General features: G+C 67.4%; 18 protein-coding genes and 1 tRNA gene. 2 read left to right on the plus strand and 17 right to left on the minus strand.

Annotated elements, in window-relative coordinates:
* Positions 1-175 precede the first annotated feature (175 nt).
* The 14 genes from ACOQFL_RS18960 to ACOQFL_RS19025 form a co-directional block, all read right to left on the minus strand.
* Positions 176-1,306, minus strand: a complete 1,131-nt coding sequence (locus ACOQFL_RS18960; RefSeq protein WP_435545522.1) for a glycosyltransferase family 4 protein — start codon at positions 1,304-1,306, stop codon at positions 176-178.
* A 5-nt stretch (positions 1,307-1,311) separates the two neighbouring features.
* On the minus strand, positions 1,312-1,980 hold the full coding sequence (locus ACOQFL_RS18965) for a LuxR C-terminal-related transcriptional regulator (protein ID WP_435545523.1): 669 nt from the start codon (positions 1,978-1,980) through the stop codon (positions 1,312-1,314).
* A gap of 152 nt (positions 1,981-2,132) precedes the next feature.
* A complete protein-coding gene (locus ACOQFL_RS18970) occupies positions 2,133-3,545 on the minus strand; it encodes a glycosyltransferase family 2 protein (RefSeq protein ID WP_435545524.1) in 1,413 nt (470 codons plus the stop codon).
* A 42-nt stretch (positions 3,546-3,587) separates the two neighbouring features.
* Positions 3,588-4,736, minus strand: a complete 1,149-nt coding sequence (locus tag ACOQFL_RS18975) for a glycosyl hydrolase family 18 protein (RefSeq protein WP_435545525.1) — start codon at positions 4,734-4,736, stop codon at positions 3,588-3,590.
* A 21-nt stretch (positions 4,737-4,757) separates the two neighbouring features.
* Positions 4,758-5,762: an NAD-dependent epimerase/dehydratase family protein gene (locus tag ACOQFL_RS18980; protein ID WP_435545526.1), complete on the minus strand. Its 1,005-nt coding sequence runs from the start codon at positions 5,760-5,762 to the stop codon at positions 4,758-4,760.
* Complete coding sequence (locus ACOQFL_RS18985) at positions 5,759-6,910, minus strand: glycosyltransferase (RefSeq protein ID WP_435545527.1); 1,152 nt, start codon at positions 6,908-6,910, stop codon at positions 5,759-5,761. The genes ACOQFL_RS18980 and ACOQFL_RS18985 overlap by 4 nt, the downstream gene beginning before the upstream one ends.
* A complete protein-coding gene (locus ACOQFL_RS18990; protein ID WP_435545528.1) occupies positions 6,910-8,364 on the minus strand; it encodes a sugar transferase in 1,455 nt (484 codons plus the stop codon). Before ACOQFL_RS18990 ends, ACOQFL_RS18985 begins: the two co-directional genes overlap by 1 nt.
* Complete coding sequence (locus ACOQFL_RS18995) at positions 8,361-9,590, minus strand: NAD(P)-binding domain-containing protein (protein WP_435545529.1); 1,230 nt, start codon at positions 9,588-9,590, stop codon at positions 8,361-8,363. Before ACOQFL_RS18995 ends, ACOQFL_RS18990 begins: the two co-directional genes overlap by 4 nt.
* A 12-nt stretch (positions 9,591-9,602) precedes the next feature.
* A complete protein-coding gene (locus tag ACOQFL_RS19000; protein WP_435545530.1) occupies positions 9,603-10,958 on the minus strand; it encodes a carboxylate--amine ligase in 1,356 nt (451 codons plus the stop codon).
* An 11-nt stretch (positions 10,959-10,969) separates the two neighbouring features.
* Positions 10,970-12,337, minus strand: a complete 1,368-nt coding sequence (locus ACOQFL_RS19005; protein ID WP_435545531.1) for a nucleotide sugar dehydrogenase — start codon at positions 12,335-12,337, stop codon at positions 10,970-10,972.
* A gap of 162 nt (positions 12,338-12,499) precedes the next feature.
* Complete coding sequence (locus tag ACOQFL_RS19010) at positions 12,500-13,240, minus strand: polysaccharide deacetylase family protein (protein WP_435545532.1); 741 nt, start codon at positions 13,238-13,240, stop codon at positions 12,500-12,502.
* A 90-nt stretch (positions 13,241-13,330) separates the two neighbouring features.
* Positions 13,331-14,365, minus strand: coding sequence for a 2-oxoacid:ferredoxin oxidoreductase subunit beta (locus tag ACOQFL_RS19015; RefSeq protein WP_435545553.1), 1,035 nt, complete (start codon positions 14,363-14,365; stop codon positions 13,331-13,333).
* 23 nt (positions 14,366-14,388) lie between these two features.
* Positions 14,389-16,269 (minus strand): 2-oxoacid:acceptor oxidoreductase subunit alpha, encoded by a 1,881-nt coding sequence (locus ACOQFL_RS19020; RefSeq protein ID WP_435545554.1) that lies wholly within the window; start codon positions 16,267-16,269, stop codon positions 14,389-14,391.
* A gap of 695 nt (positions 16,270-16,964) precedes the next feature.
* Positions 16,965-17,585 carry a TetR/AcrR family transcriptional regulator gene (locus ACOQFL_RS19025; protein ID WP_435545533.1) on the minus strand — a complete coding sequence of 207 codons (621 nt, stop codon included), beginning with the start codon at positions 17,583-17,585 and terminating at the stop codon, positions 16,965-16,967.
* A 191-nt stretch (positions 17,586-17,776) separates the two neighbouring features.
* Here ACOQFL_RS19025 and ACOQFL_RS19030 point away from each other — a divergent pair, with 191 nt between their 5' ends.
* On the plus strand, positions 17,777-19,312 hold the full coding sequence (locus ACOQFL_RS19030) for a glycosyltransferase family 39 protein (protein WP_435545534.1): 1,536 nt from the start codon (positions 17,777-17,779) through the stop codon (positions 19,310-19,312).
* Between the two features lie 45 nt (positions 19,313-19,357).
* Here the strand turns inward: ACOQFL_RS19030 and ACOQFL_RS19035 are convergent, their stop codons facing one another.
* The 3 genes from ACOQFL_RS19035 to ACOQFL_RS19045 all read right to left on the minus strand — a co-directional run bounded on the left by ACOQFL_RS19035 (position 19,358) and on the right by ACOQFL_RS19045 (position 22,101).
* Positions 19,358-20,017: a class I SAM-dependent methyltransferase gene (locus ACOQFL_RS19035; RefSeq protein ID WP_435545535.1), complete on the minus strand. Its 660-nt coding sequence runs from the start codon at positions 20,015-20,017 to the stop codon at positions 19,358-19,360.
* 203 nt (positions 20,018-20,220) lie between these two features.
* Positions 20,221-21,543 carry an aspartate aminotransferase family protein gene (locus tag ACOQFL_RS19040; protein WP_435545536.1) on the minus strand — a complete coding sequence of 441 codons (1,323 nt, stop codon included), beginning with the start codon at positions 21,541-21,543 and terminating at the stop codon, positions 20,221-20,223.
* A 171-nt stretch (positions 21,544-21,714) separates the two neighbouring features.
* The gene (locus tag ACOQFL_RS19045; protein ID WP_435545537.1) at positions 21,715-22,101 is read right to left on the minus strand and encodes a DUF5313 family protein; all 387 of its coding nucleotides are present in this window, start codon (positions 22,099-22,101) and stop codon (positions 21,715-21,717) included.
* Positions 22,102-22,220: 119 nt separating this feature from the next.
* Between ACOQFL_RS19045 and ACOQFL_RS19050 the strand changes: the two genes are divergently transcribed.
* A tRNA-Pro gene (locus tag ACOQFL_RS19050) sits at positions 22,221-22,297 on the plus strand.
* Positions 22,298-22,434 lie beyond the last annotated feature (137 nt).

Below are 22,434 nucleotides of genomic sequence, written 5' to 3' on the forward strand. Positions count from 1 at the left end.
CGATGTGGACACGTCCCCTACGCGTCCACCGGCGTTTCAGTGCGGCCGGGCTCGGGCGGCCCCACCGCCGACTCGGGTTCGAAAGAGCACCACAGTCGCCACACTGGTGTTATACCCGTTGCGAACGAACCGCGCACGCTCTGTCGTTTTCCGAATCCGTTACGTAGTAAACGATTCATTCTCCCCGGTAAACGAATCCCAGCTCGCGGGTGACCGCCGCGATGCCGAACCGCTCGCCGTCGATGCCGCGATTACCCGCACTCCCCATGCGGGCCCGTTCGGCCGGGTCGTCCAGCAGGCCGGAGAGCGCTCCGGCCAACAGATCGGGGCGGCGTGGCGGAACCAGCACCCCGTTGTGTCCTGGCACGACGAGGTCCGGAACAGCGTTGACCGCGGTGGCAACCACGGGGAGGCCACACAGCATGGCCTCGATCACCGCCAATGGCAATCCTTCGTACCTGCTGGGCAGGACGAACACGTCGAAGGCAGGCAACAGCTCGGCGACGTCCGAGCGCTGACCCGCGAACACGAAACGGTTCCCGAGCCTGTCCCGCGCCAAACGTTCGATCCGGTTCCGCAGCTCTCCCGCGCCGAGCCAGACTCCACAGACATCCGTTCGGGGCAGCCGGGCCAGTGCGTCGACGAGGTCCTCCGGTGCCTTCTGGTAGGTCAGTCTCCCAACAGCACCGACGACCAGCCGGTCCTCGGGGAGGCGAAGCGCGCGACGGGCTCGTCGTCGACTCTCGGTGTTCGCACGGGGCGACTCCAGCGAAACGGGAACGCCGACGGCGCGGATCCGCTCGGGAGCGGCCAGCCCGAGCCGCACCGCCTCGTTCGCGACGCCGTCCCCCACACACAGCACATCGTCGGTGAGTCTGCCCAGCAGCCGTTCCACCGCCGCGTAACACACTCGCAGCCACCGGGGCTGAAACCGGTGGAACGGGAATCCGTGGTACGTGTGCACCACTCGCGGCACCGCTGACAGTCGAGCGGCCACCCGCCCCAACGCCCCGGCCTTGGCGGTGTGGGTGTGTACGACGTCGAACTCCCCTCGGGCGAACAACGCGGTCAGCCGGAACAGCGCGACGAGATCCCACCACGGGAGGATCGGCTTGCGCAGCGCCGGTTCCACCACGACGTCGATCCCGGCCCGTTCGGCACTTCGCACCAGTTCTCCGGCGCTGCCGGTGACGAGGGTGACCGGCCAGGAGTCGGCATGCTGTGCGAGCGCGCAGCGCAGGGCCACCAATCCGGCCCCACCTTCCAGCCGCGTGATGACGGTGGCCACCCGTGGGTGCTCGCCCATGTCGTCTACCGAGGCAGGGCGCGCACGGCGTTTTCCGAGAGGGCGGGCATCTTCTCTCCGGAACTCGCGAGCATGGCCGCCTCGAGTTGAGTGTGCACGTTGAGCTTGGTGAGGATGCCACGAGTGTGCTTGCGAACCGTCTGCACGGATATGAAGAGTTCGGCGGCTATCTGCCGACCACGTTTGCCCTCTGCCATGACGGCCAGCACTTCGCGCTCGCGCACGCTCAGGACCGCGAGCGGATCATTGCCCGCCCCGGTGGGACCGGCCTCCTGGCGCAACGCGCACAACACCTCACCGAGCACTTCGGGGGGATACCAGGCGTGTCCGCGACCGACCAACCGAATGACCTCCACCAGTTCGGTGATGCCACGTTCCTTGGGCAGCCAGGCGGCCGCACCGGCCCGCGCGGCGCGCACCGCAAGCCCCGAGTCGGGGGTCGAGGTCAGCACCACCACCTTCATCTCGGGAGACACTTCCTCGAGTCTTCGTAACACTTCGCGCACACGATTTCCCAGTACCGCGATGTCGACGACAACAACGTCCGGCCAGGCGATTCGCGCCCGATGGAGCAGATCCGTCTCGCTCGGATACGAGCTGTCGGAGACCCAGAGGTCCGATTCGGTGGACAGGTACTGCGTAAGAGCCTCGACGAACATACGCTGTTCGTCCACGAGCAACAGGCGGAGCATGTTCCCCCCAGGAAACGGCTGGCGCGATTACCTCCCGTACCGGCGAATTCTGCAGTAGCCGCACAGCACGCGCAGCACGAAGAACGCCGCTCCAGCGGCGCACGAGACGTTTTCAGCGCCGAACGAGGTGGGATTCACGCTCCTGAACCACTGGAGGTGGGGACATCGGCCTCGACCGAAAGGCTCGGTTCCACCGGTGATGGCGCGGGAGCACGCCGTCCCGGACTCCGCCACCGCCCCGTCGACCTGGTCAGCCACGCCATCGGGAGGGTGTACAGCGACAGGGCGGCATCCAGTATCCGCAGGAACAGGAAGAAGGCACCGAACACGAGAAATCGTGGTTTGCGAAGCGCCAGAGCCACCAGCAGGGTCAGGGAGAGGTCCACGACCACCACACCCAGCAGCAACGAGAACAGGCTGACGTAGCCGGACACCGCGTCGTGCAGTGGCCCCAGCACTACGAGATCGGCCGTGCCCGGCAACAGCAGCGGCAACAGCAGCAGCAGGAGAATCAGCGGCAACGCGACCATCAACAGGCTGCTGGTGAGCAGTTCGGTCAACAGCAGCAACAGCATGCAGGTGAACAGATTGATCCTGGGGCGATGTCTGCGTACGGTCTGCCACAGTCCCAGCGCCCAGCGCTTGGTCTGCCGAACGTAGTCGCGAAGGTTGTCCGGATCCTGGGTCACCGCCACCGCGGCGGGCGTGAAACCGACCTTGCCGAGCCGCTTCTGATACACCTCGAAGGTCATGTTGAAGTCCTCGATGACCAGACCGGGTGGATTCATCTCGATGTGGGGCAGCACCTCGGTGCGATACATACTGGCGAAGCCGGGGACGATGTGCGTGGCGTTGCACCGCAGCCAGGTCTGACCGAACTTGAGCAGGTACTGACTCAGCGCATAGATCCGCTGCCGGTGGCACACCAGCAACCTGCCCAGTGGAGAGAGTCCGCCGCGGTCCCAGTCGGTGCGTACGAAGCCCGCGACCGCGGCGACCTTCGGATCGCCGAACAACGGCAGCGCCGCGCGGAAGTAGTTCCTGTCGAGCCGGGTGTCGGCGTCCAGCAGCAGCACGGCCGGATACTGCTCGACGAGGTGGAATCGCTCGATCGCCTGTTGCAGCGCGCCCGCCTTCCCCACGTTGCTCCAGGTGCTGATCACGTGCACGCCCGCCTGTTCGGCGAGTTCGACGGTTCGGTCCGTGGAGCCGTCCGAAACCACGTACACGTTGGCGCGCGGCACGAGCTCGGTCACCGACTCCAGACTGTCGGTGATCACGAGCTCCTCGTTGTGGGCGGCCATGAGCACCGCCACCCGATCGGTGCCGAAGGGGGCTTCACCCCCCGCGCCCCATCTCCGCCCAAGGTCGGTGTCACCGGGAAAGCAACCGGAGCCTCGGAGCGAGAACGGTGCTCGGATCCGGCGTGCCACGCGGTCGTAGCACGCGGCGCAGCTCGTGGTGATCCTCCGGAGCAGCCCCATACTGCCCCAGAGCACGAAATTCGCCCCGAAAATCAGCACGGCCACAAGCCACCACGGAAGCACCTGGCCACCTCCTACACACCCGAACCACTTCGTGGACGGACGTCATCGGCGTGCCCGCTCGGAACGACGGGCCACGGGAAAGGTCTGACGTAGTCGCGGCCAGGTGGCGGGATCGGCCGGGCCGTACATCCACAGGTAGACGCCACCGATGCCGGAACGGTCCGCCACTCCGAGCTTGGCGTGCGAGCTGGCCGCGTTCTCGAACCACACTTCGTGCCGCGTCCCGTTCGTGTCGGTGTAGCGGAACCACGGGGTACGGCTGTCCTCGTCGAACCGGATACGCACGTCGTGCCGCCGCGCGATTCGAGTGGCATCGCCCCAGGTCACCGGCTGCCCCTTGCCCTGTGACCAGTCGTATCCGTAGAGCGGTATTCCCAGCACGATCTTCTCGGGCGGTATGGTGCCGCGTGCGTAGTCGAGCACGTCTCGTATCCAGTCGACCGGCGCCACCGGGCCGGGCGGCGAGGTCGACCAGTGCCGGTCGTACCCCATCAGCCGCACCTGGTCCGCGGCTCGGCCGATGGCCGCGTAGTCCTGCGCGACGTTGCGTTCGTCGTAACCACGCCTGCTGGCCTTGGCGAACACCGCCACCGACAGTGTTCTGTCGTGGGCATGCAGCGCCTTCGCCAATTCCCGGACCAGCACGCTGAACTCGTCGCGGTCCGCTGCCTTGAGGTCCTCGTAGTCGATGTCGATACCGGCGTAGTCGTTGGAAAGCACCAGCTCGACGATCTCCCGTACGTGCTGCCGCCTGCGCTGGGGATCGTGCAGGATCGGAGCCACCGAGTCGTAGGACCAGGCACCGTGGGTCATGTTCGCCACGCTGGGGGTGAACCGCAGTTCGGTTTTCCGCAGCGAGCTCAGGGCCTCACGGGTCTGTTCGGCTCGGTCCGCGGGGATTTGGCTGACCACGTGGCCCTGGGGGTCGAGCCCGTACATCCAGGGGGAGACCTCGGTGAACCCCGCTGTGTGCCGCAGCACCTCCGAGGCCCCGCCCTGAAAGTTCCAGAACGGCAGGGCGGCGACCACCTCACCGGAGCCGGCGGCGGGGCGCGGAGTCGGGTCGCGTCGGACCGAAAGCACAACCAGTAGCAACGTCAGGCACAGCACCGCCACCCCTCCCACGAGTGCGATGCGCCGCACCCTGGATCCGAGCACGACGAACCGCCGGGTTCCGGCCTTCCCACGCATGAGCACACCCCCAACCGCGCTTCAGCCGGTCTCGCCACGACCCGATCTGGCGGTGACGCCCTCCCCTGCGCGGGTGTGCTCGTCGACGACGGACCTGATGATCGAGTCCAGGTCGTGGGCGGGCCGGAAATCGACCAGCTCCCGCGCCAACGAACAGTCGGGCACACGCCGCAGCATGTCCTCGTAACCGGAGCCGTAGACGGCCTCGTAGGGGCTGTGCACGATGTCGCTCGGAGAGCCGGTGGTGGCTATCACCCGGTGCGCGAGTTCCTCGATCGAGACCTGTTCGGTACTGCCGAGATTGACCGCACGACCGCGTGCCGAGTCACTGTGCACCAGCGAGACCAGTGCGGGAACCACGTCGTCCACATGGCAGAAACAACGAATCTGCTCGCCGCTCCCGAAAACCGTGAGCGGGTGCCCGCGAAGCGCCATCGAAACGAAACGGGGCAGCACCATGCCGTAGCGACCGCTCTGCCCGGGGCCGACGGTGTTGAACAGCCGCACGATGACCGCCCACAACCCCTGCTCGTCCACCAAGGACCTGGTCATGCTTTCGTCGACGGCTTTGGCCTCCGAATAGGACCACCGCGACTTCAACGGCGAACCGAGGACCCTGTCGTCGTCCTCGGTGAGGCCGATCTTGTCGTTCTTCCCGTATATCTCGCTGGTGGAGGCGATCAGCACCCGGCTGTCGTTTCGGTGGGCCGCCTCCAGCACGCGATGGGTGCCGTGGATGTTGGTGAGCAGGCTTTCCAGTGTGCGGTCGCGGATGACGAAGGCCCCGACGGCGGCAGCGAGGTGGAAAACCACGTCACAACCAGCCGTGGCCCGCTCCACGATCTCCCTGTCCACGATGCTGCCCGGGACCGGGTGCAGGCGTTCGTGATCGGCCAACCCCGCGAGATTGGCCCAGTCCCCCGTGCTGCCGTCGTCCAGCGCGACGACCGTGTGTCCCGCCGTGAGCAAATACCGAACCAGGTGTGACCCCACGAACCCCGCGGCCCCGGTGACGAGTGCTCTCATGGCTTCACCCCCGAACTCGCGGGGTCCTCGACGGCCCCCTGCTGGCGCACCCGTCGTCCGTCACGGCGGCCGCTCAGCAGATCGTCGTAGAGCCGGTCGATCCGCTCGGTGACGGCGTCCATCCCGTACAACTCCCGCAGCTCGGGCACCTGGGTACGTGGCCGGGCGGCTGACAGCTCCGCGAGCAACGCGGACCGCAGCTCCTCGACCTCGCCCGCCACCTCGATCGCACGGTCGGTGTTGACCCCGTCCAGTGCCGGGCAGGTGGTGTAGAGCACCACGAGCCCGTTGGCAAGGGCCTCGAGTACCGACAACCCGAACGTCTCCTGCTTGGAGCAGGCCACGAAGAGGTCCAGCGCGGACAGCACGGACGCCACGTCGCTTCGCTTGCCCGCGAAGATCACCTTGTCGGAGACCCCGTTGGCTTCCGCGAGTTCCTCCAACCGTTGCCGGTCCGGACCGTCACCCACCAGCAACAGCCTGGTCTCCTCGTCCAACAACGGGGTGGCGGACTCTATGAGCAGGTCGAACCGTTTGTTCGGATCGAGCCTGCCGAGTACTCCGACCACACGGTGTCGCTCGGAGAGTCCGAGTTCGTTCCTGGTGCGTGCGCGGGCATCCGGATCGAAGGCAACCCTGTCGAAGTCGACACCGTTGGGGATGACACGCAGCTTGCGCGCGGGCAGCCCCCACCGACGCAACCGGGCGGACACGGTGTCCGAGACCGCGATGGTGGTGTCGGAGAACAGATCGCTGCCCAGGTAGAGCAGCCGCACACCCGCACTCATGCGTCTGCGCTCGAGGTGGGTTTCGCCGATGGAGTGCTCGCTGGCGACCACCACGGGAACGCCCGCGAGTCGCGCCGCTATGCGGCCGTAGACGCAGGAACGGTAGAGATGCGTATGTACGGCGTCGAACCCGCCGGAGCGCATCAGGGAACGGAGCCGGAACAGCGCGCCCAACTCGGTGTTGCTGGTCATGCCGAGATCGTGTACTGGAATCCCGGACCCGGAGATCATGTCCGCGACCTCGCCCGCGTTGTACAGCGTCACGACCTCGCATTCGTGTCTGCTGCGGCGTACCAGCTCGTAAAGCTGCAGTTCGGCTCCGCCGATCCCCAATCCGGTGATCACGTGTAGGACTCGCACTATTGCCCCCTCTGCCGGTTGCGGCGCGACCCGAGGAGTCCCCTGAGCACGGCTCCGGCCGTGCGCACGAGAATCACCAGGTCCAGCCAGGGTGACCAGTACTCGATGTACTGGTTGTCGAAACGGGCCCGCTCCGCGATCGAGGTGTCACCGTGCAATCCGTGCACCTGTGCCCACCCGGTGAGCCCTCCCATAACGCGATGCCGGTCGGAGTAGCTCGGTATCGCCGCCGCGAAGCGCACCGCGTAGTACGGCCGTTCGGGACGTGGCCCGACCAGGGACATCCCGCCCCGTAGTACGTTCCAGAGCTGTGGTAACTCGTCGAGGTGATTGCCGCGCAGCCAGCCACCCAGCTTTCCGCACTGCGCGGGGGTGGGCGTCCACCCCGTATGACCGTTCACGTCGACGGTGCGGAGTTTGGTCACGCGGGTCAAAGCTCCGGCCGCGGTGATCCGCTCCTGCCGGAAGAACGCCTCGGGGTTCCGGCAGCGCACAGCGATGCTCAGCAGCAGCAGTACCGGCAAGGTCGCCAACAGCAGTACCGGGGCGAGCAGCAGGTCGAGGGTTCGTTTGGCGAAACTCCCACCGAGAACGTGTGCGCCGCGGCGGAGCGGCAACAGCGGTATCCCCCACACCTCGTCCAGCGACGCTCGCGAGGCGGCCACCCCCAGCCCGGGCATCCGGGGAAGCACGCAGATGTCCAACGCCGAGCTCCGGCACCGGCGCACCACACCGGTGACCTCGGGAATCATCTCGTCGGTGCAGCAAAGCACCACGCGAGTGACGCGGTAGCGCCGAACGACCTCGGCCAGATCCCTTGGGCGGGCCAGCACGTCCCGCCCCGTCTCCTCGGCCGTGTGAGGGTGATCGAGAAATCCGACGAACCGCAGCCCGAGCTCACGACGCCGCGTCATTGCACGGGCCAGCTCCGTCGCGGCCTCGTTGCGTCCGACGATCACCACGGATTCGAGCAGCCTTCCCCGGCTACGGGCCGCGCGCAGCCCCAACACGGTCACCGACCTACCGCACAGCAGCGCCGCGGCGGAGCAGGCTCCCAGCAGCAGCACACGAGGTACCGGTAACCAGGCGAACAACACCAGCAGCGGAAGACCGGCCGCGGTCACCAGGGCTCCGGCGTCGTCGGAGATCCTGCCACGCAGCGGGAGCCGTTGCGTCCCGCGAACCGCCAGCGACAGCAGCACCGCGGGTACGTAGAGCAACGCCGCGGGGACCGGCAGTCGCAGCGCGATCGCCACCGCGCCGAGCACGAGCAGATCGACAGCCGGAAACAGCCGTGGGAGCAGCGAGGGCGTCCAGCTCGGGGGCAGCGGCGCCTCGGTGCCGGGGGCCCCGGTGAGTCCCTCCGACTCACCGGGCCACCGCGTCTCCCCCGGTCCCGCCGCTCGTGGAGCGGGCACCGCCCGATGCCGATCGCGCACCGGTTGCCAATTCATCTACCCACCCCCGGCAGGGCGAACGCGCGGCGCTCCCTGGCGGGCGAGATCCGGCCGGTGACGGCGCGAGCAGCGTGGTCAGCACCGTAGACGAACCGCATCACCGGACCGAACGTCGGAGTGACGGCGGGTCCGATGAAGTACAGTCCCGGCACAGTGGACTGGTAGCCGGGATCCACCCGCGGCGCGCGGTCCAGCGTCCCCACCCTCCCCCGCAGCTCGGGGCTGATGAAGGGCAATCGGCCGAGATCGGGGCGGTAACCGGTGGCGCTGATGATGTGATCCAGCGTGAGCGTGGTGGTCTCTGCGCCTCGACGCAGTCCCAGCCTCAGCCGGTCCCCGGTGGGATCGGCCCAGTCCAGTTGGCGGTCCAGCAGCATCGGGATACGTCCGTCCACGCGTTCCCGCAACCACCAAGCCCCTGCGGGACCCATCGCGGTGCGGGCCAACCGAACGCGGGTACTCACCGGCAGTCTACGGAACAGGTCGGGGTGCTCGGAGTAGAACCAGGTCGCCCAGCCCGAGCCGAGTCCTGCCTCGGGTTCGCGGAGTCTGCGGCGCAGCGATTTGTCGTCGGTGGGGGGTAGACCGTTCCACACGATGTCACTGGCTCGGGCGATGATCCGGACCGAGGCACCGGACTCCCGCAACAGGGCGGCGGTCTCCAGCGCGGACTGTCCGGAGCCGACAACGGCCACCTCGCGGTCGCGGAACACTCCGAGGTCCACGTGAGCGCTGCTGTGCGAGGCCAGATGGGCCGGTAGCTGGGCGAGCACGTCCGGAACCCGGGTGAAGTGTTCGACACCGGTGGCTATCACGACGTTTCGGGCGGTGGCGCTCCTGCCGTCGGTCAGCTCCAGTTCGTAGTGGTCCCCGGCGCGCCGAACGTCCTCGACCAGCACCTGCTCCACGTCGGGTGCGTGGTTGCGCTCGAACCACGCACCGTATTCCAGGAAGGTCTCCAGCGAAACCGGTATTCCGATGTCGGCGTAGGCCCGTCCGGTCTCGCGGCAGAACTTTTCGAGTGTGTGGCTGGCGTGGGGATCGGAGAGGTTGGAGGCGAATCCCTGCGACTTGAGGTACATCCCCCGAGGCATGGCGGTGCGCCAGAGGTTGAGCGGAACTCCGAACTGTCTGTGGCTCACTCCGGCGGCTCGCAGGTGGGCCGCCAACGACAGGCCGTAGGGACCGGCTCCGACAATGGCGACGTCGACTGTTTCGTTCATCGCTGGACCCCCTCAACTCGGAACTGAAGTATTCGACTCGTGCGACTGGTTCACGATGGGCGAGCCCCGCCGGGAACCCGCTCGTCCAAAACGGAACTCGGGTGCGCGCGCTCGTTGTGGTCGACGCGAGACCGGTATCCGGCGCGACAGCGCTCGCCATCCCATACGCAGACACATCAGCCCGAACGGAGCGAGGTCGTCCCGTGCGAACCAGGCGGTTTCCTCGGTGCCGCGTAGCGAGGTGATCCACTCTCGGAGACCGAGGCGCCCGCCGCGCCATCCCCCGAACGCCGCCAGTGGGTCGTAGTTCTCCACCACGAAGCGACGCTCGGGACCGTGCGCTATGTGCGGGACACGCTGTCCGGTCAGGTCCAGGTAGGCCGTCACCGCCAGATCCAACCCTGCCCGATCGCTGAAAAGTCGGAACTGGGCGCCCAACCTGGGGTTGCAGTCGAGCAGTTTGTAGTGGCCGTCCCTGGGGTCCCAACGCCAGTCCATGTCCACGAGGCCCCGGAAACCGGTACGGCACAGCAGTTCGACGGCTTGTTTTCCCAGCTCGTGGTTGGCCACCCAGCGACCGAAGCTGGTCAGTCCCGCCGCGGCCGGGTAGGAGCGTTCCTTGACCCCGGTACACACCGGGCTCTGTGCCGGATCGTCACCAAGATAACCGTGGAGGAACCAGTCCTGGCCCCGTCCCGGCGTCATCGCGTGGGGAAGGAACTCCTGCAACACGATCGGCTGGCCCGCTGCGCGATGCAGCTCCGCGAGCTGATTCGGGGTGCGCACCACGCTTGTGCTGGGAACGCGGTGGCCGGCGCGGCGCCAGGGGCTGGCCAGCTTCGCGACCAGTGGATAACCGACCGAGGCCGCGAAGGCGCGGGCTCTCGGCCAGGTGGTGACCGTCTCGGTTCTGGGGGCGGGAACTCCGTGTTCCCGGCAGAGCCGGTACAGCGAGTCCTTGCCCGCCAGTTTTCGCGGCAGGTCGGTGGGAGGGCGGGGGAACAACAACCACGGGTGCAGTCCGGCCGCGTGTTCGGCCAACAGGATGGCCCCCGCGTCGTCGGTCGGCAACACCACCGTCGGTCCTCCGAGCCGTTCGACGATCCGTGCCAGCCCGTCCACGACGTCGAGCTCGGTGCCCTCCCCGGCACGCCATTGCCACTGGCCGTGCAGGTAACGGGAGTGGGCGGTGGGCACCAACGGGTCCTCGCAGACCCCGTAAACCGGCACCCCCAGCCTGCCCAGACCACGGATTACCCCCAGACCGCCGTGGTGCAGCGGATTGTCGTCCAGTTTGAGTACCACCACGGGTGTGGCGGTGTCGAAGGCCCCTGCGGCGGGCGACGGTGTGTTTCGTGAACCGGGCACGGCACACCTCCTCACACGAGCCTGCGATGCGGCGCGTGGTCGAACCGATAGGTGGCATCGAGCACCAGTGGGAAGTGACCGACCCAGCGGTAGTCGAACTCCGGATGGGGCGTGTGCACCAGCACGAGATCCCACGGCCCCTCGGCGGGGCTGAGCTCGCTGGCCAGCTCGGTGCTTTCGGAGAGCCGGACTCGCGGAACCAACGGATCGTAGTATCCGATCTCGGCCCCCAGCTCCGCGAGCCCGGACAGAATGGACAGTGCGGGTGACTCCCGCAGATCGGCAACGCCGGCCTTGTAGCTGACCCCGACCAGCAGAACGCGCGCCCCGTCCGGCGTGAGCCCCGCCTCCTCGAGCAGTTCGGCGACCCGCGCCACCACTTGTTGCGGCCGGTCCCGGATCACACGCATCACCTGCTCCAGCAACGGAGCGGACACTCCCTGCGAGCGTAGTTGCCACAGCAGGTAGTAGGGATCGCAGGGAATGCAGTGACCTCCCACACCGGGGCCGGGGAAGCCACCCAGGAACCCGTAGGGCTTGGTCCCCGCCGCCAGGGTGACCTCGATGGGATCCAGTTCGAGGTTCCGGCACACCTCGGCGAACTCGTTGGCCAACGCGAGTGTGACCGCGCGGAATATGTTCTCGTACAACTTGGTCAGTTCGGCGGCTTCCGGAGAACTGACCAGGAACACCGAGTCGGTTACCTGGTTGATCACGTCCGCCGCGCGCGCCGAACAGCCCTTGGTGACCCCGCCCACGACACGCGGCGTGTCCTGCTGCCGGTGGTCCGGATTTCCCGGATCGATCCGTTCGGCGCTGAATGCCACGTAGACGTCCCGCCCCGGGACCAGTTCACGTCGCCGCAGGGGCTCGACCAGCAGCTCCCGCGTGGTGCCCACATAAGTCGTCGAGGTCAGGATCAGGGTTTGGCCCGGCCGGGCCTGCGAGGCCACTTCGGTACAGGCGGCCCGCAGCGCGGCCAGTTCGGGAGTTCCGTCCTCACGCACCGGCGTGGGAACGCATATGACTATCGCCTCCGCTTCGGCGATGGTTCCGCTGTCGGAGGTGAGTCGGATTCCTCCCGTGCCGAGCGCGTGCCGCAGCTCTTCCCGATCGGATTCGGCCAACTCCACGTCGCCGTCCAGGATGGTGCGCAGCCGCTCGCTGCTCGTGTCCACTCCGATCACCTCGATCCGTTTGGAGTGGAACTCCACAACGGTCGGCAGACCGACGTACCCCAATCCCACCACCGCCACTCTGGCGGGGGCGGAAGCGGCGGGACCGTCTTCGCCGTCCCCGAGCGGCGAATGGGTCACCAGCCGATCGTTGAATTCGTATTCCCGGCCGTTGACCGCCAGCGAGAGCGGAAGTTCCCCCACGATTCCTCCCCAGGATCGACGGTGCGGTATCACTGCCGATGCCGTTCGACCATGCCATCGGCGGCCCCGTGGGGTCCTCCTCCGCAGTGGGGAAAAGCGTCTACCCACCCGACAGGAGGGAACTCCTCCACCACTCGCCCGGAGGCCGCACCGGGCGCACCGTCAGCGGCTCGGGCGTAGCCGGGCGCGCCACTGCTTTGCTTCGAGTCGCAGCCCGTTGTCACGGTCACCGACGTGAATTCGCGGTATGGCGAATCCGCAGGCGAGCGAACCCGGCCGAACGGCACAGGCGTAGGAATAACCGGCCTCGTGAACCTCGCGTATCGTGTTCCGATCGAGATCGCCGTAGGGATAGCAGAAACCCTCGATCGGCTGACACAGTAACTCTGTGAGTTCAGAACGGCTGCGGTGAACCTCCTCGGCCATCTCGGCGCGGGGGAGGGTGGACAACGGGCGGTGCAGCAGCCCGTGGGAGCCGATCTCCATCCCCAGTTCGGCGGCACGGTGGATCTGCTCGGCACTCATCAGGGACTTGCGTGGACCGTCACCGTCCCACGCGTTGTGCCCGTCGATCCGTCGTGCCAGCACGAACACGGTCGCGGTGAAACCGTGTTCACGCAGTGCGCCCAGCACGGTGGTGTCGAAGTCCGCGTAGCCGTCGTCGAAGGTGAGCCCGATGAGCCCACGCGCGCGTCCCTGCCGGTGCGCACGGAGCAGCTGCCCCACTCCTACCCCGGTCCAGCCACGCAGGCGGAGCCAACGCAGTTGCCGGAGGAATCTCTCAGGGCGAACTGTCACCCGATAGGGGTCAGTGGTGTACTCCGCCACGGAGTGATACATCAGCACCGGCGGCACGCCGCTCGACAGCCGCTGAACAGTGCCTGCCGTTTCCGAGCCGATCATCGTCCTCCTCCGCGACGGGCACTCGTGCGGACTCGACGGTAATCGGCGACCCGCCCCGACGGATCCGTCAAGGCGGGTATCGTGTCTACCTCAGATTGTCCAGGTGTCGCGGCCGGTGAGTAGCTGCTGCAGGTCGGCGGGACGTTGTTGGGCCGCGTCGTCGAGCTGCTGTCTGGCTTGGTCGTCGTACGTGGGGCGGTCGACGTCGCGGAAGATACCGGTGACGGTGGGGTCGAGGTCTTGCCCGCCCAGCCGTGACAGGGCGAAGGCGTGCCCGGTGTCGGCGCGGTGGGCGTCGTGGATGATGAGGTCGCGCTCGTCGGTCTCGTCGAGTTTGGCCACTGCCAGCTCGCCCCGCTCGTCGCGGACCACTCCGCAGCGTTCGGTCTCGGGGCCGAAGGTGACGGGCTCACCGTGCCGCAACTGGATCAGCCTGCGCTGTTTTTCGTCGGAATCCTTGAGCACCTCGAACGCGCCGTCGTTGAAGATGGGGCAGTTCTGGTAGATCTCCACCAGCGACGAACCACGGTGGGCCGCGGCGGCCCGCAGTGTCTCGGTCAAGTGAGCGCGGTCGGAGTCCAGGGTGCGGGCCACGAAACTCGCCTCGGCGCCCAGGGCGAGCGAGACCGGGTTGAACGGGGTGTCCACCGAACCAGCCGGGGTGGATTTGGTGACCATGCCCTGATCCGAGGTGGGTGAGTACTGCCCCTTGGTCAACCCGTAGATGCGGTTGTTGAACAACAACACGGTGATGTTGACGTTGCGCCGCAGCGCGTGGATCAGGTGGTTACCACCGATGGACAGGCCGTCGCCGTCGCCGGTGACCACCCACACCGACAGGTCAGGGCGGGTGGTGGCCAGTCCGGTGGCGATCGTCGGTGCCCGGCCGTGGATCGAGTGCATCCCGTAGGTGTTCATGTAGTACGGAAAACGGGCGGAGCAGCCGATACCGGACACGAACACGGTGTTCTCCCGCTTGATGCCCAGCTCGGGCAAAAAGCCACGCACCGCCGCCAGCACCGCGTAGTCACCACAGCCGGGACACCAGCGCACCTCCTGATCGCTGGTGAAGTCCTTGGCCGAGTACTCCTCGTCGGTGGCCGGCACCCCGTCTAGCCCGCCCATCGTGGGCAGTCCCAGATTCGTCGTCACAGCTCGACTCCTCCAACCACATCGACCAGCATGGTTTCCAACTCCTCGGCCTGGAACGGCAAGCCCGCCACCTTGGTGTAGGACTGAACATCCACCAGGTACCGCGATCGCAGCAACATCGCCAACTGCCCCATGTTCATCTCCGGCACCACCACACGCTCGTAGCGCCGCAGCACCTCGCCGAGGTTGCCCGGCATGGGGTTGAGATGACGCAGATGTGTCTGCGCGATCGACATGCCGCGCGCCCGCAACCGGCGGCAGGCCGCGCCGATCGGCCCGTAGGACGAGCCCCACCCCAGCACCAACACCGGCGCCTGCCCGTCGGGATCATCCACCTCGACATCGTCGACCTCGATGCCGTCGACCCGGCGTTGCCGCAGCCGCACCATCGCGTCGTGATTGTCCGGGTCGTAGGAGATGCTGCCCTTGCCGTCCAGCTTCTCCAGCCCGCCGACGCGGTGCTCCAGACCGGCCGTGCCGGGAATCGCCCACTGCCGGGCGAGGGTCTGCGGGTCACGCAGATACGGCCAGAACTCCTCGGAGCCGTCGGTGGCGTTGGTCTCGGTCGCGAAGTCGACCCGCAGGTCGGGAAGGTCCGCCACGTCGGGGATCATCCAGGGTTCGGAGCCGTTGGCCGTGGCTCCGTCCGACAGCAGCAGCACCGGCGTGCGGTAGGTCAACGCGATCCGTGCCGCATCCAGGGCGATGTCGAAGCAGTCGGCCGGTGACCGCGGTGCCAACACCGGCACCGGAGACTCGCCGTTGCGGCCGTACAGTGCCTGCAGCAGATCGGCCTGCTCGGTCTTGGTGGGCAGCCCGGTCGAGGGGCCGCCACGCTGGATATCGCAGATCAGCATCGGCAACTCCAGGGCCACCGCCAGTCCGATCGTCTCCGACTTCAGCGCCAGCCCCGGCCCTGAGGTGGTCGTCACACCGAGCGAACCACCGAAGGCGGCTCCCAGCGCGGCCCCCACACCCGCGATCTCGTCCTCGGCCTGAAACGTCGTCACACCGAAATTCTTGTGCTTGGCCATCTCGTGCAGCACGTCCGAGGCCGGCGTGATCGGATAGCTGCCCAGAAACACCGGCAGCTCGCTGCGCTGCCCGGCCGCCACCAGACCGTAGGACAGCGCGAGATTGCCGGTGACCTGCCGATAGGTGCCCTCGGGCAGACTGGCCGGCTCGACCTCGTAGCTCACCGCGAACGACTCGGTGGTCTCCCCGTAGTTCCACCCGGCACGGAACGCCAGCACATTCGCCTCGGCCACCTGCGGCTTACCGGAAAACTTCTCACGCAGAAACCGCTCGGTGTTGTCGGTGGGACGGTGATACATCCACGACAACAGCCCGAGCGCGAACATGTTCTTGCAGCGCTCCGCCTCCTTGCGGGTCAACCCCGTCTCGGCCACCGCACCCTTGGTCAGCTCGCTCATCGCCACCCGATGCAGCGTGAACCGGTCCAACTCACCCGACTCCAGCGGAGACCGCTCGTAGCCCACCTTCTTCAGATTCCGCTTGGTGAACTCATCGGTGTTGACCACCACGGTCGCGCCGTGTGGAAGATCGCCGAGGTTGGCCTTGAGCGCGGCCGGGTTCATCGCCACCAGCACGTCCGGCCGATCCCCCGGCGTGAGAATGTCGTAATCTGCGAAGTGCAACTGAAAGCTCGACACCCCCGGCAACGTCCCCGCCGGTGCCCGGATCTCGGCCGGGTAGTTCGGCAGGGTGGCCAGATCGTTACCGAACGCAGCGGCCTCCGAGGTGAAACGGTCACCGGTCAACTGCATACCGTCACCGGAATCCCCCGCAAACCGGATCACGACACGGTTCACCTTGCGCTGCGTGTCCGGCTGCTGCTCGTCAGCCCCGGGTCCCATCCGCTCAGCGGGTTGTTGCCCGTTCGTCGCCACCACTTGACCAGTTCCCTTTCACCGTGCGAGGAAGTCCCCATCGCGGAATGGGCGACTCGTCCACCGCCGCTGTTCGTACCGTGAGCCGCGTCCGGCGATCAAGCCGCAACTCGTACGCAGCATACTCGTGGCACAACGAACACGGCAGTCGTCGCATTCCGTTTTCCGGGAAACTCCATTCCTCGCGAAGCGAGGAGGAACCGCGAGCGAGCACGGAAACGAAAACCACCGCGACCGTCTCGAATACCTCGCCCCAGAGTGAAAACCGCCGCGACCGGTACGGGGAGGCGGAGACCCCCCACCCAGCGACGGCCGAGCGAGGCGGGGCAGGCACGACCGACTCGGCACGGTGCCGGTCGTGCGTTTCGAGTCCAAACGTGAACGGCTGCGGGACCTGGGCGCGAGAACCCGTTCCTGTCCGTGCATTCGAAACGGCGGAGGCCCATTCCACGAGACATCTGATCGGCAGTACGATTTCCCACCGTTCGAGCGAAAAGGAAAATGTGATTTCCACCATATCGAACGGCGAACTCTTCCGCAGCCACCAGGTGACAGCTACACCCCACGACGCTCGGCCCACCCACTCCGGGACGGGTAAGCCGAGGTGTCCTCGTTCGGCACGGGTCGTGAAGTATGGCGCCCCCGCGTCCGGTTCCCGCGGTTCAGCCCCGCTCGGAAACCACCATGCCGTCGCGGAAAATACGAGTGTACTGTTCCGCTATCCCCTGGACACTCATGCGGCCACTGGGGTTGTACCAGCGCACTGCGGCGGAGACGGAATCCCGGATGAACCGGTGCGCCAGCCGGGGACTGAGCTCGGCGCGAAACACCCCCGTCCGCTGACCCTGCCGCAGCACACGTACCCAGAGGCGCTCGAAGTCGCGGTTCGCGGTGTCGATGTAGCCGAACCTGTCGAACCCCGCGAGGTACCCGGCCTCGTTGTGCAGGACGGCCATCGCCCACCGATGGCGATGCAACGCCGCGAACGCCTCGTGAATCAGCTCGCCCACCGTGGTGTGCGGGTCGTGACCGGCATCGACCACCCGCCGGAACCGCTCCAGCTGCGCGTTCAGGTACTCCCGCAGGATCTCGTCGACCATCGCCTCCTTCGAGTCGAAGTGGTGGTAGAGACTGCCGGACAGGATTCCCGCCTCGTCGGCGATCTCACGCATAGTGGTGGCCGCGATCCCGCGAGTCGCGAACATCCGGGCCGCCATGGTCAACAACTCCGCCCTGCGCCCGGAACCGCGCTCCCTGCCGCTCTTCCGATTCCCACCGGTCATCGGCGACATTATCCGGGCGCACGCGCGAGTTCGCCGGGAAACAGTGCGGCGGAGGCCCCGGCCGACGAGGACTCCCCCGCTCGCGGTCCGGTCTTCTCCACCCACGGGCCGATCGGCCTCGGGCACGTGGTCTCACCCGGCCGAAGCTGGCTCTAAGCTGATCGTGGTCGAGTTCGCTTGGAGGAGTTTCGGTGTCCGTGTCCCTGTCCACGTCCGAGCAACGCAACCCGAGCAAGTGTGGGGCGTTGAAGGGCACCTCGTTCGCCCGCGTACCGGTACTGCTGCTCGCGGGAGCCATCAGCGCTCTGTTGCTGCTGCTCAGCCCTCGCTACGGCTATCTCTCGGACGAGCTGTACTTCCTGGCCGCGGGCAAGTACTACCCGGACTGGGGCTATATGGACCAGCAACCGCTGGTCCCGTTGTTGGCGCGGTGGGCCGACGCACTGGCTCCGGACTCACTGCTCGTGCTTCGGCTCGTCCCAGCCCTGGTGACCGCGGGCGGAATCGTGCTCACCGCCCTGATCGCCCGGGACCTCGGCGGGGATCACCGGGCGCAGACCCTGGCGGCCGCTGCCTACGCGATCTCGCCGTGGCTGCTGCTCAGCGGTCACTGGCTGGCGGCGGCCACGCTGGCACCACTGGAGTGGGGTCTGATCCTGTGGTCGCTGATCCGCTGGAGCAGGTGGCACCGAGCCGGGTTACGCAGGGACAGACTGCTGTGGGGCACGTCGGCGCTCGTGGTCGTGGGGGTGCAGACCAAGTTCCAGGTGCTCCTGTTGTGCGTGGCGGTGTTACTGGCGGTTCTCGCCGTCGGGCCGCGCCGGATGCTGCGCCGTCCCCCATTGTGGCTCGGCGCCGGAGTCGTGCTGGTCACCTCCCTGCCGACCCTGTGGTGGCAGCACCGGAACGGCTGGCCCGCCCTGGAGATGGGGGCGGTGGTGGCTGGTGAGACACGGCGCCTGCTGTTCGTACCGAACGCGCTGCTCTACTCCGGGGTCGCGGTGGGCGCCGTGCTGGGCTGCTACGGGTTGTGGCAACTGCTGCGAGCTCCCGAACTCGCCGAGTACCGGTTCCTGGGCTGGACGGTACTGGGCCTGGTGCTGTTCTTCCTCGCGGCCAGTGGCAGACCGAACTATCCGGCGGGAACGTTCGGGCTGCTGTTCGCCGCGGGTGCGGTGGGGCTGCGACGCCGCCGCGAACTACGCGGGCGCAACAGGGCCCGTTTGGTCCCGTGGGTGGTCTACCCGCTGTCGGCGTTGCTGCCGATCGCGCTGCTGCCGATCTATCCCTTGCCGCTGTTGGCCGCCCACCCCGAGCTGCCCAGCTACAGCAGAATGTACGAGACGGGATGGCGAGCCCTGGCACGAACCACCGCGAGGGCCTACCGCGAGCTGCCCGCGGAACTGCGCGAGGACACCGTGGTGGTCGCGGCGAACTACCCGCTGGCGGCGGCACTTGACGTGCACGGGCGGGAACTCGGGATACCGCGGGTCTACAGCCCGCACCGGGGGTACTGGTTCTTCGGGGCCCCGCCCGACTCGGCACGCGCGATGCTCTACGTCGGCAGCGAGCACCCGCTGGCTCCCCACTTCGGCGAGCGGCGGCAGCTGGACACCGTGCGCACCGAGCACAACGTGGTCAACATCGCGCGTGGCGTCGCCGTCACCCTCTACACCGAGCCCCAGCTGAGCTGGTCCGAGCTGTGGCCACGCATCCGGAAGATGTGAGTGCGCTTCACCCTGCCGACCAAAAGTTCGGCTGTGCCCGGAAGCTCAGCGACGCGCCACGGGCCTGCGGCAGACGTAGACGCGCGCGGGCGGCACGTTGCGCCAGACGGTACGCGAGGTAATCACCTCGTCGAATGCCGCGCCCAGCCGATCACGGAATCGCCGGGCACCCGACATCCCCAACGCGTGCGCATAGGCGATGGTGGTGAATCCGCCGCCGGGTGCGAGTACGGAACCGATCTCGCGCAGGATCCGGCGCTGCGATTCGGCGGCGAACAGCGACCAGGGCAGCCCGCTGACGACGGCGTCCGCCGACTCGATCCCGTTCTCGGCGAGCAACTCGCCCAGTCGCATCGCGTCCCCCTGCACGACTTCCAGCCAAGGCGCCGCGGTGCGCAGGTGCTCGCACATTCCTGGGTCGACCTCGACGGCGACGTGGCGTCCACCTTCCGGGACGCGCTCGGCGATGGCACCGCTGAGCGCGCCGGTTCCGGGCCCCAGCTCGACGACGACCGGCTGCTCGACGCTCGGCACGACGACTGCCATCTCCCTGGCCAGCACGGGAGAGCTGGGCAGAACGGCACCGACGGTCGAGGGTTCGCGGACCGCCCGGTTCACGAAAGTGCGGTACTCGGACAGCAACGAACTGCTGTGGGCTGCCGGTCCGGCGAGGTCACCGGATCCGGTCTGCTGGGATCGTGTCAACGAATGGCCTTCTCGTTCGGTCCTGTCCACGCCGGGATCACCGATCGTGGCGATATTTCGACCGGAAACCCGGCACGGGCTCTGATTCCGGGCGTCACGGGGTTCGGGACGGCTCCGCCGAGCGAACCCGCCCTACTGGCCACCAGCCTAGCGCCCGGCAAAGCGAGGCCGCGGCCGTGGCCGCGACGACGTCCGTTCGGACGTCACACCACGGATGCCGCGGCGCGCAACGCCTCGATCAGCGCCCGTGCCCCTTCGGTCGCCTCTTCCTCGGTAACGCTCAGCGGCGGGGCGATACGCAGTACGTTTCCCTCCAGGCCCCCTTTACCGATCAGCACTCCGCGCTCCCGCGCCCGCTCGGTGACGGCGGCGGCCACCTCGGGGGCGGGGTTTCCGTCCGCTCGCACCAGCTCGACACCGAGCATCAGCCCCTTGCCGCGGATCTCGGCGACCGAGCGCAGGGACTCGGCGGGCCGGAGTTCCTCGCGCAGCACCGCACCGACCCGACGCGCGTTCTCCCGCAGGTCGTGGCGCTGGTGGTAGTCGAGGTTGGCCAGCGCACCGGCGGCCGTCAGCGGGCTGCCGCCGAAGGTGGAGATCGAGTTCGCGGCGACGCTGTCCATGACATCTCCCCTGGCTACCACCCCGGCTATCGGAAGACCGTTGCCGATGCCCTTGGCGAAGGTGACCACGTCCGGCGCGCCGTTGTCGGCGTGCGCCTGCCAACCCCAGAAGTGCTCGCCGGTACGTCCCCAGCCGGTCTGCACCTCGTCGCTGATCCACAGGATGCCGTGCCGGTCCAGCACTTCCCTGAACCGCGCGAACAGGCCGTCCGGGGGCGCGGCGAACCCGCCGACGCCCTGGATCGGTTCGGCGATCAGGCACGCCACGTTGCCGTGCAGCTGATCGAGGGTGTCCTCCAGGTCGCGCACGCAGGCCTCGGTGAACTCCGCGTCGGTCAACCCCTCCAGCATGGTGCCGCGCCTGCGGGTGCCGTGGACATAGCTGGTCTGCACCGGTGAGAGGCTGCTCGGCGACCAGCTCCGGTTGCCGGTCACGGCCAGCGAGGCGAACGAACGACCGTGGTAGCTGTTGCGCAGCGCCAGGATCTGGTTGGAGGCCCGGTAACCGGTGGCCAGCAGCAGGGCGGTGTCATTGGCCTCGGTGCCACTGGTGGTGAAGAAGACCCTGGGGTCGTCCAGGCCCGACAACTCGGCGATCCGTTCCGCCAGGTCCACCATCGGTCGGTTCAGGTACAGCGTCGAGGAGTGCAGGATCCTGCCCGCCTGCTCGGCCACAGCCTTGGTCACCTCGGGCACGGCGTGACCGGTCATGGTCGTGAGAATGCCGCCGAAGAAGTCGAGGTAGCGGTTCCCCTCGCCGTCCCACACGTGTCTGCCGGAGCCGCTCTCGATGTCGATCGGCTCGGAGTACATGGTCGACAGCCAGGACGGCATCACCGCGGCACGCCGCCGCGCCAAACGTGCGTGCTCTCCGCCCTGTTCGAAGCCCGCTTCGACGCTCATCGTCACTCCTGTCAGCCCCGCCGTTGTGCCACCGGACCGTCTTTCGGGCCAGCGTGGTCTCGAACCTATGGGCGAACCGGGGTCGGGGCAATACCGAAGCGCGCGAACGACCCGAACTCGGGAAGCGGCTCATTCGGCTGTGTTCGTCCGGGTGGGCTCGTTCTGATGGGCTCATTCGGGTGGTCTACGCCTGCGCGCCTCCTCCCGGGTGGCCCTGCGGATCTCGCGGTACATCGCGCGGGTCTCCCGCCCGATCCCCGGGGGATAGCCGTGTTTGATCACGCGGTGTTCACAGCTCTCGCCCATGGCGCTGACCGAGTAGAACAATCCCACCAGCAGCCCCAGTGCCACCGAGGACCACCGGATGTAGAGCGGGCCCGGCAACAACAGCACCACCACGCAGAACGGGGCGAGCTGCGTCAGGGCGCGGAAGAGATGGCGAAGCACCCAGGTACGGCAGGTCACGTCGTGCAGTACCCATTCGGCCAGGTGAGCGGGCAGCTTGCCACCGAACGTGTACCAGACCCATTGCAGGGGATTGGGACGGTGCTTGCCCATCGCCTCGACGATAGTCCCCTTGGCGCGAATCGCTCGCCACCGGCGGGTGAACGTGACCGCCACCCCCGTGCTCCGGTCCGTGGAAGGTGGTGTAAGCTGATCACAGTTCAACAGAAGAGCGGGACGTGGCGCAGCTTGGTAGCGCACCTGACTGGGGGTCAGGGGGTCGTGGGTTCGAATCCCGCCGTCCCGACCATGGAATGGTTTGTCGCCCCGCTCGCTCCTGCTTGAGCATGGACTCCCCTGAACGGGTCGATCCCCCGGCACTTTCGGGAAACCCTTTCCCATGATCAGTGCAACTCATGTGCAGACATCAATCCAACCGTGCGGTAC

Source organism: Actinopolyspora sabaoui, from assembly GCF_051225635.1.
In the GTDB taxonomy this organism is placed as follows: domain Bacteria; phylum Actinomycetota; class Actinomycetes; order Mycobacteriales; family Pseudonocardiaceae; genus Actinopolyspora.

Bases quoted from the DNA above. Each gene is read 5' to 3' on its own strand.
- ACOQFL_RS18990 (WP_435545528.1), bottom strand. From the start codon at position 8,364: ATGAATTGGCAACCGGTGCGCGATCGGCATCGGGCGGTGCCCGCTCCA.
- ACOQFL_RS18980 (WP_435545526.1), bottom strand. From the start codon at position 5,762: ATGAGAGCACTCGTCACCGGGGCCGCGGGGTTCGTGGGGTCACACCTG.
- ACOQFL_RS19020 (WP_435545554.1), bottom strand. From the start codon at position 16,269: ATGGGACCCGGGGCTGACGAGCAGCAGCCGGACACGCAGCGCAAGGTG.
- ACOQFL_RS19015 (WP_435545553.1), bottom strand. From the start codon at position 14,365: ATGGGCGGGCTAGACGGGGTGCCGGCCACCGACGAGGAGTACTCGGCC.
- ACOQFL_RS18975 (WP_435545525.1), bottom strand. From the start codon at position 4,736: ATGCGTGGGAAGGCCGGAACCCGGCGGTTCGTCGTGCTCGGATCCAGG.
- ACOQFL_RS19010 (WP_435545532.1), bottom strand. From the start codon at position 13,240: ATGATCGGCTCGGAAACGGCAGGCACTGTTCAGCGGCTGTCGAGCGGC.
- ACOQFL_RS19025 (WP_435545533.1), bottom strand. From the start codon at position 17,585: ATGACCGGTGGGAATCGGAAGAGCGGCAGGGAGCGCGGTTCCGGGCGC.
- ACOQFL_RS18995 (WP_435545529.1), bottom strand. From the start codon at position 9,590: ATGAACGAAACAGTCGACGTCGCCATTGTCGGAGCCGGTCCCTACGGC.
- ACOQFL_RS19045 (WP_435545537.1), bottom strand. From the start codon at position 22,101: ATGGGCAAGCACCGTCCCAATCCCCTGCAATGGGTCTGGTACACGTTC.
- ACOQFL_RS19040 (WP_435545536.1), bottom strand. From the start codon at position 21,543: ATGAGCGTCGAAGCGGGCTTCGAACAGGGCGGAGAGCACGCACGTTTG.
- ACOQFL_RS18960 (WP_435545522.1), bottom strand. From the start codon at position 1,306: ATGGGCGAGCACCCACGGGTGGCCACCGTCATCACGCGGCTGGAAGGT.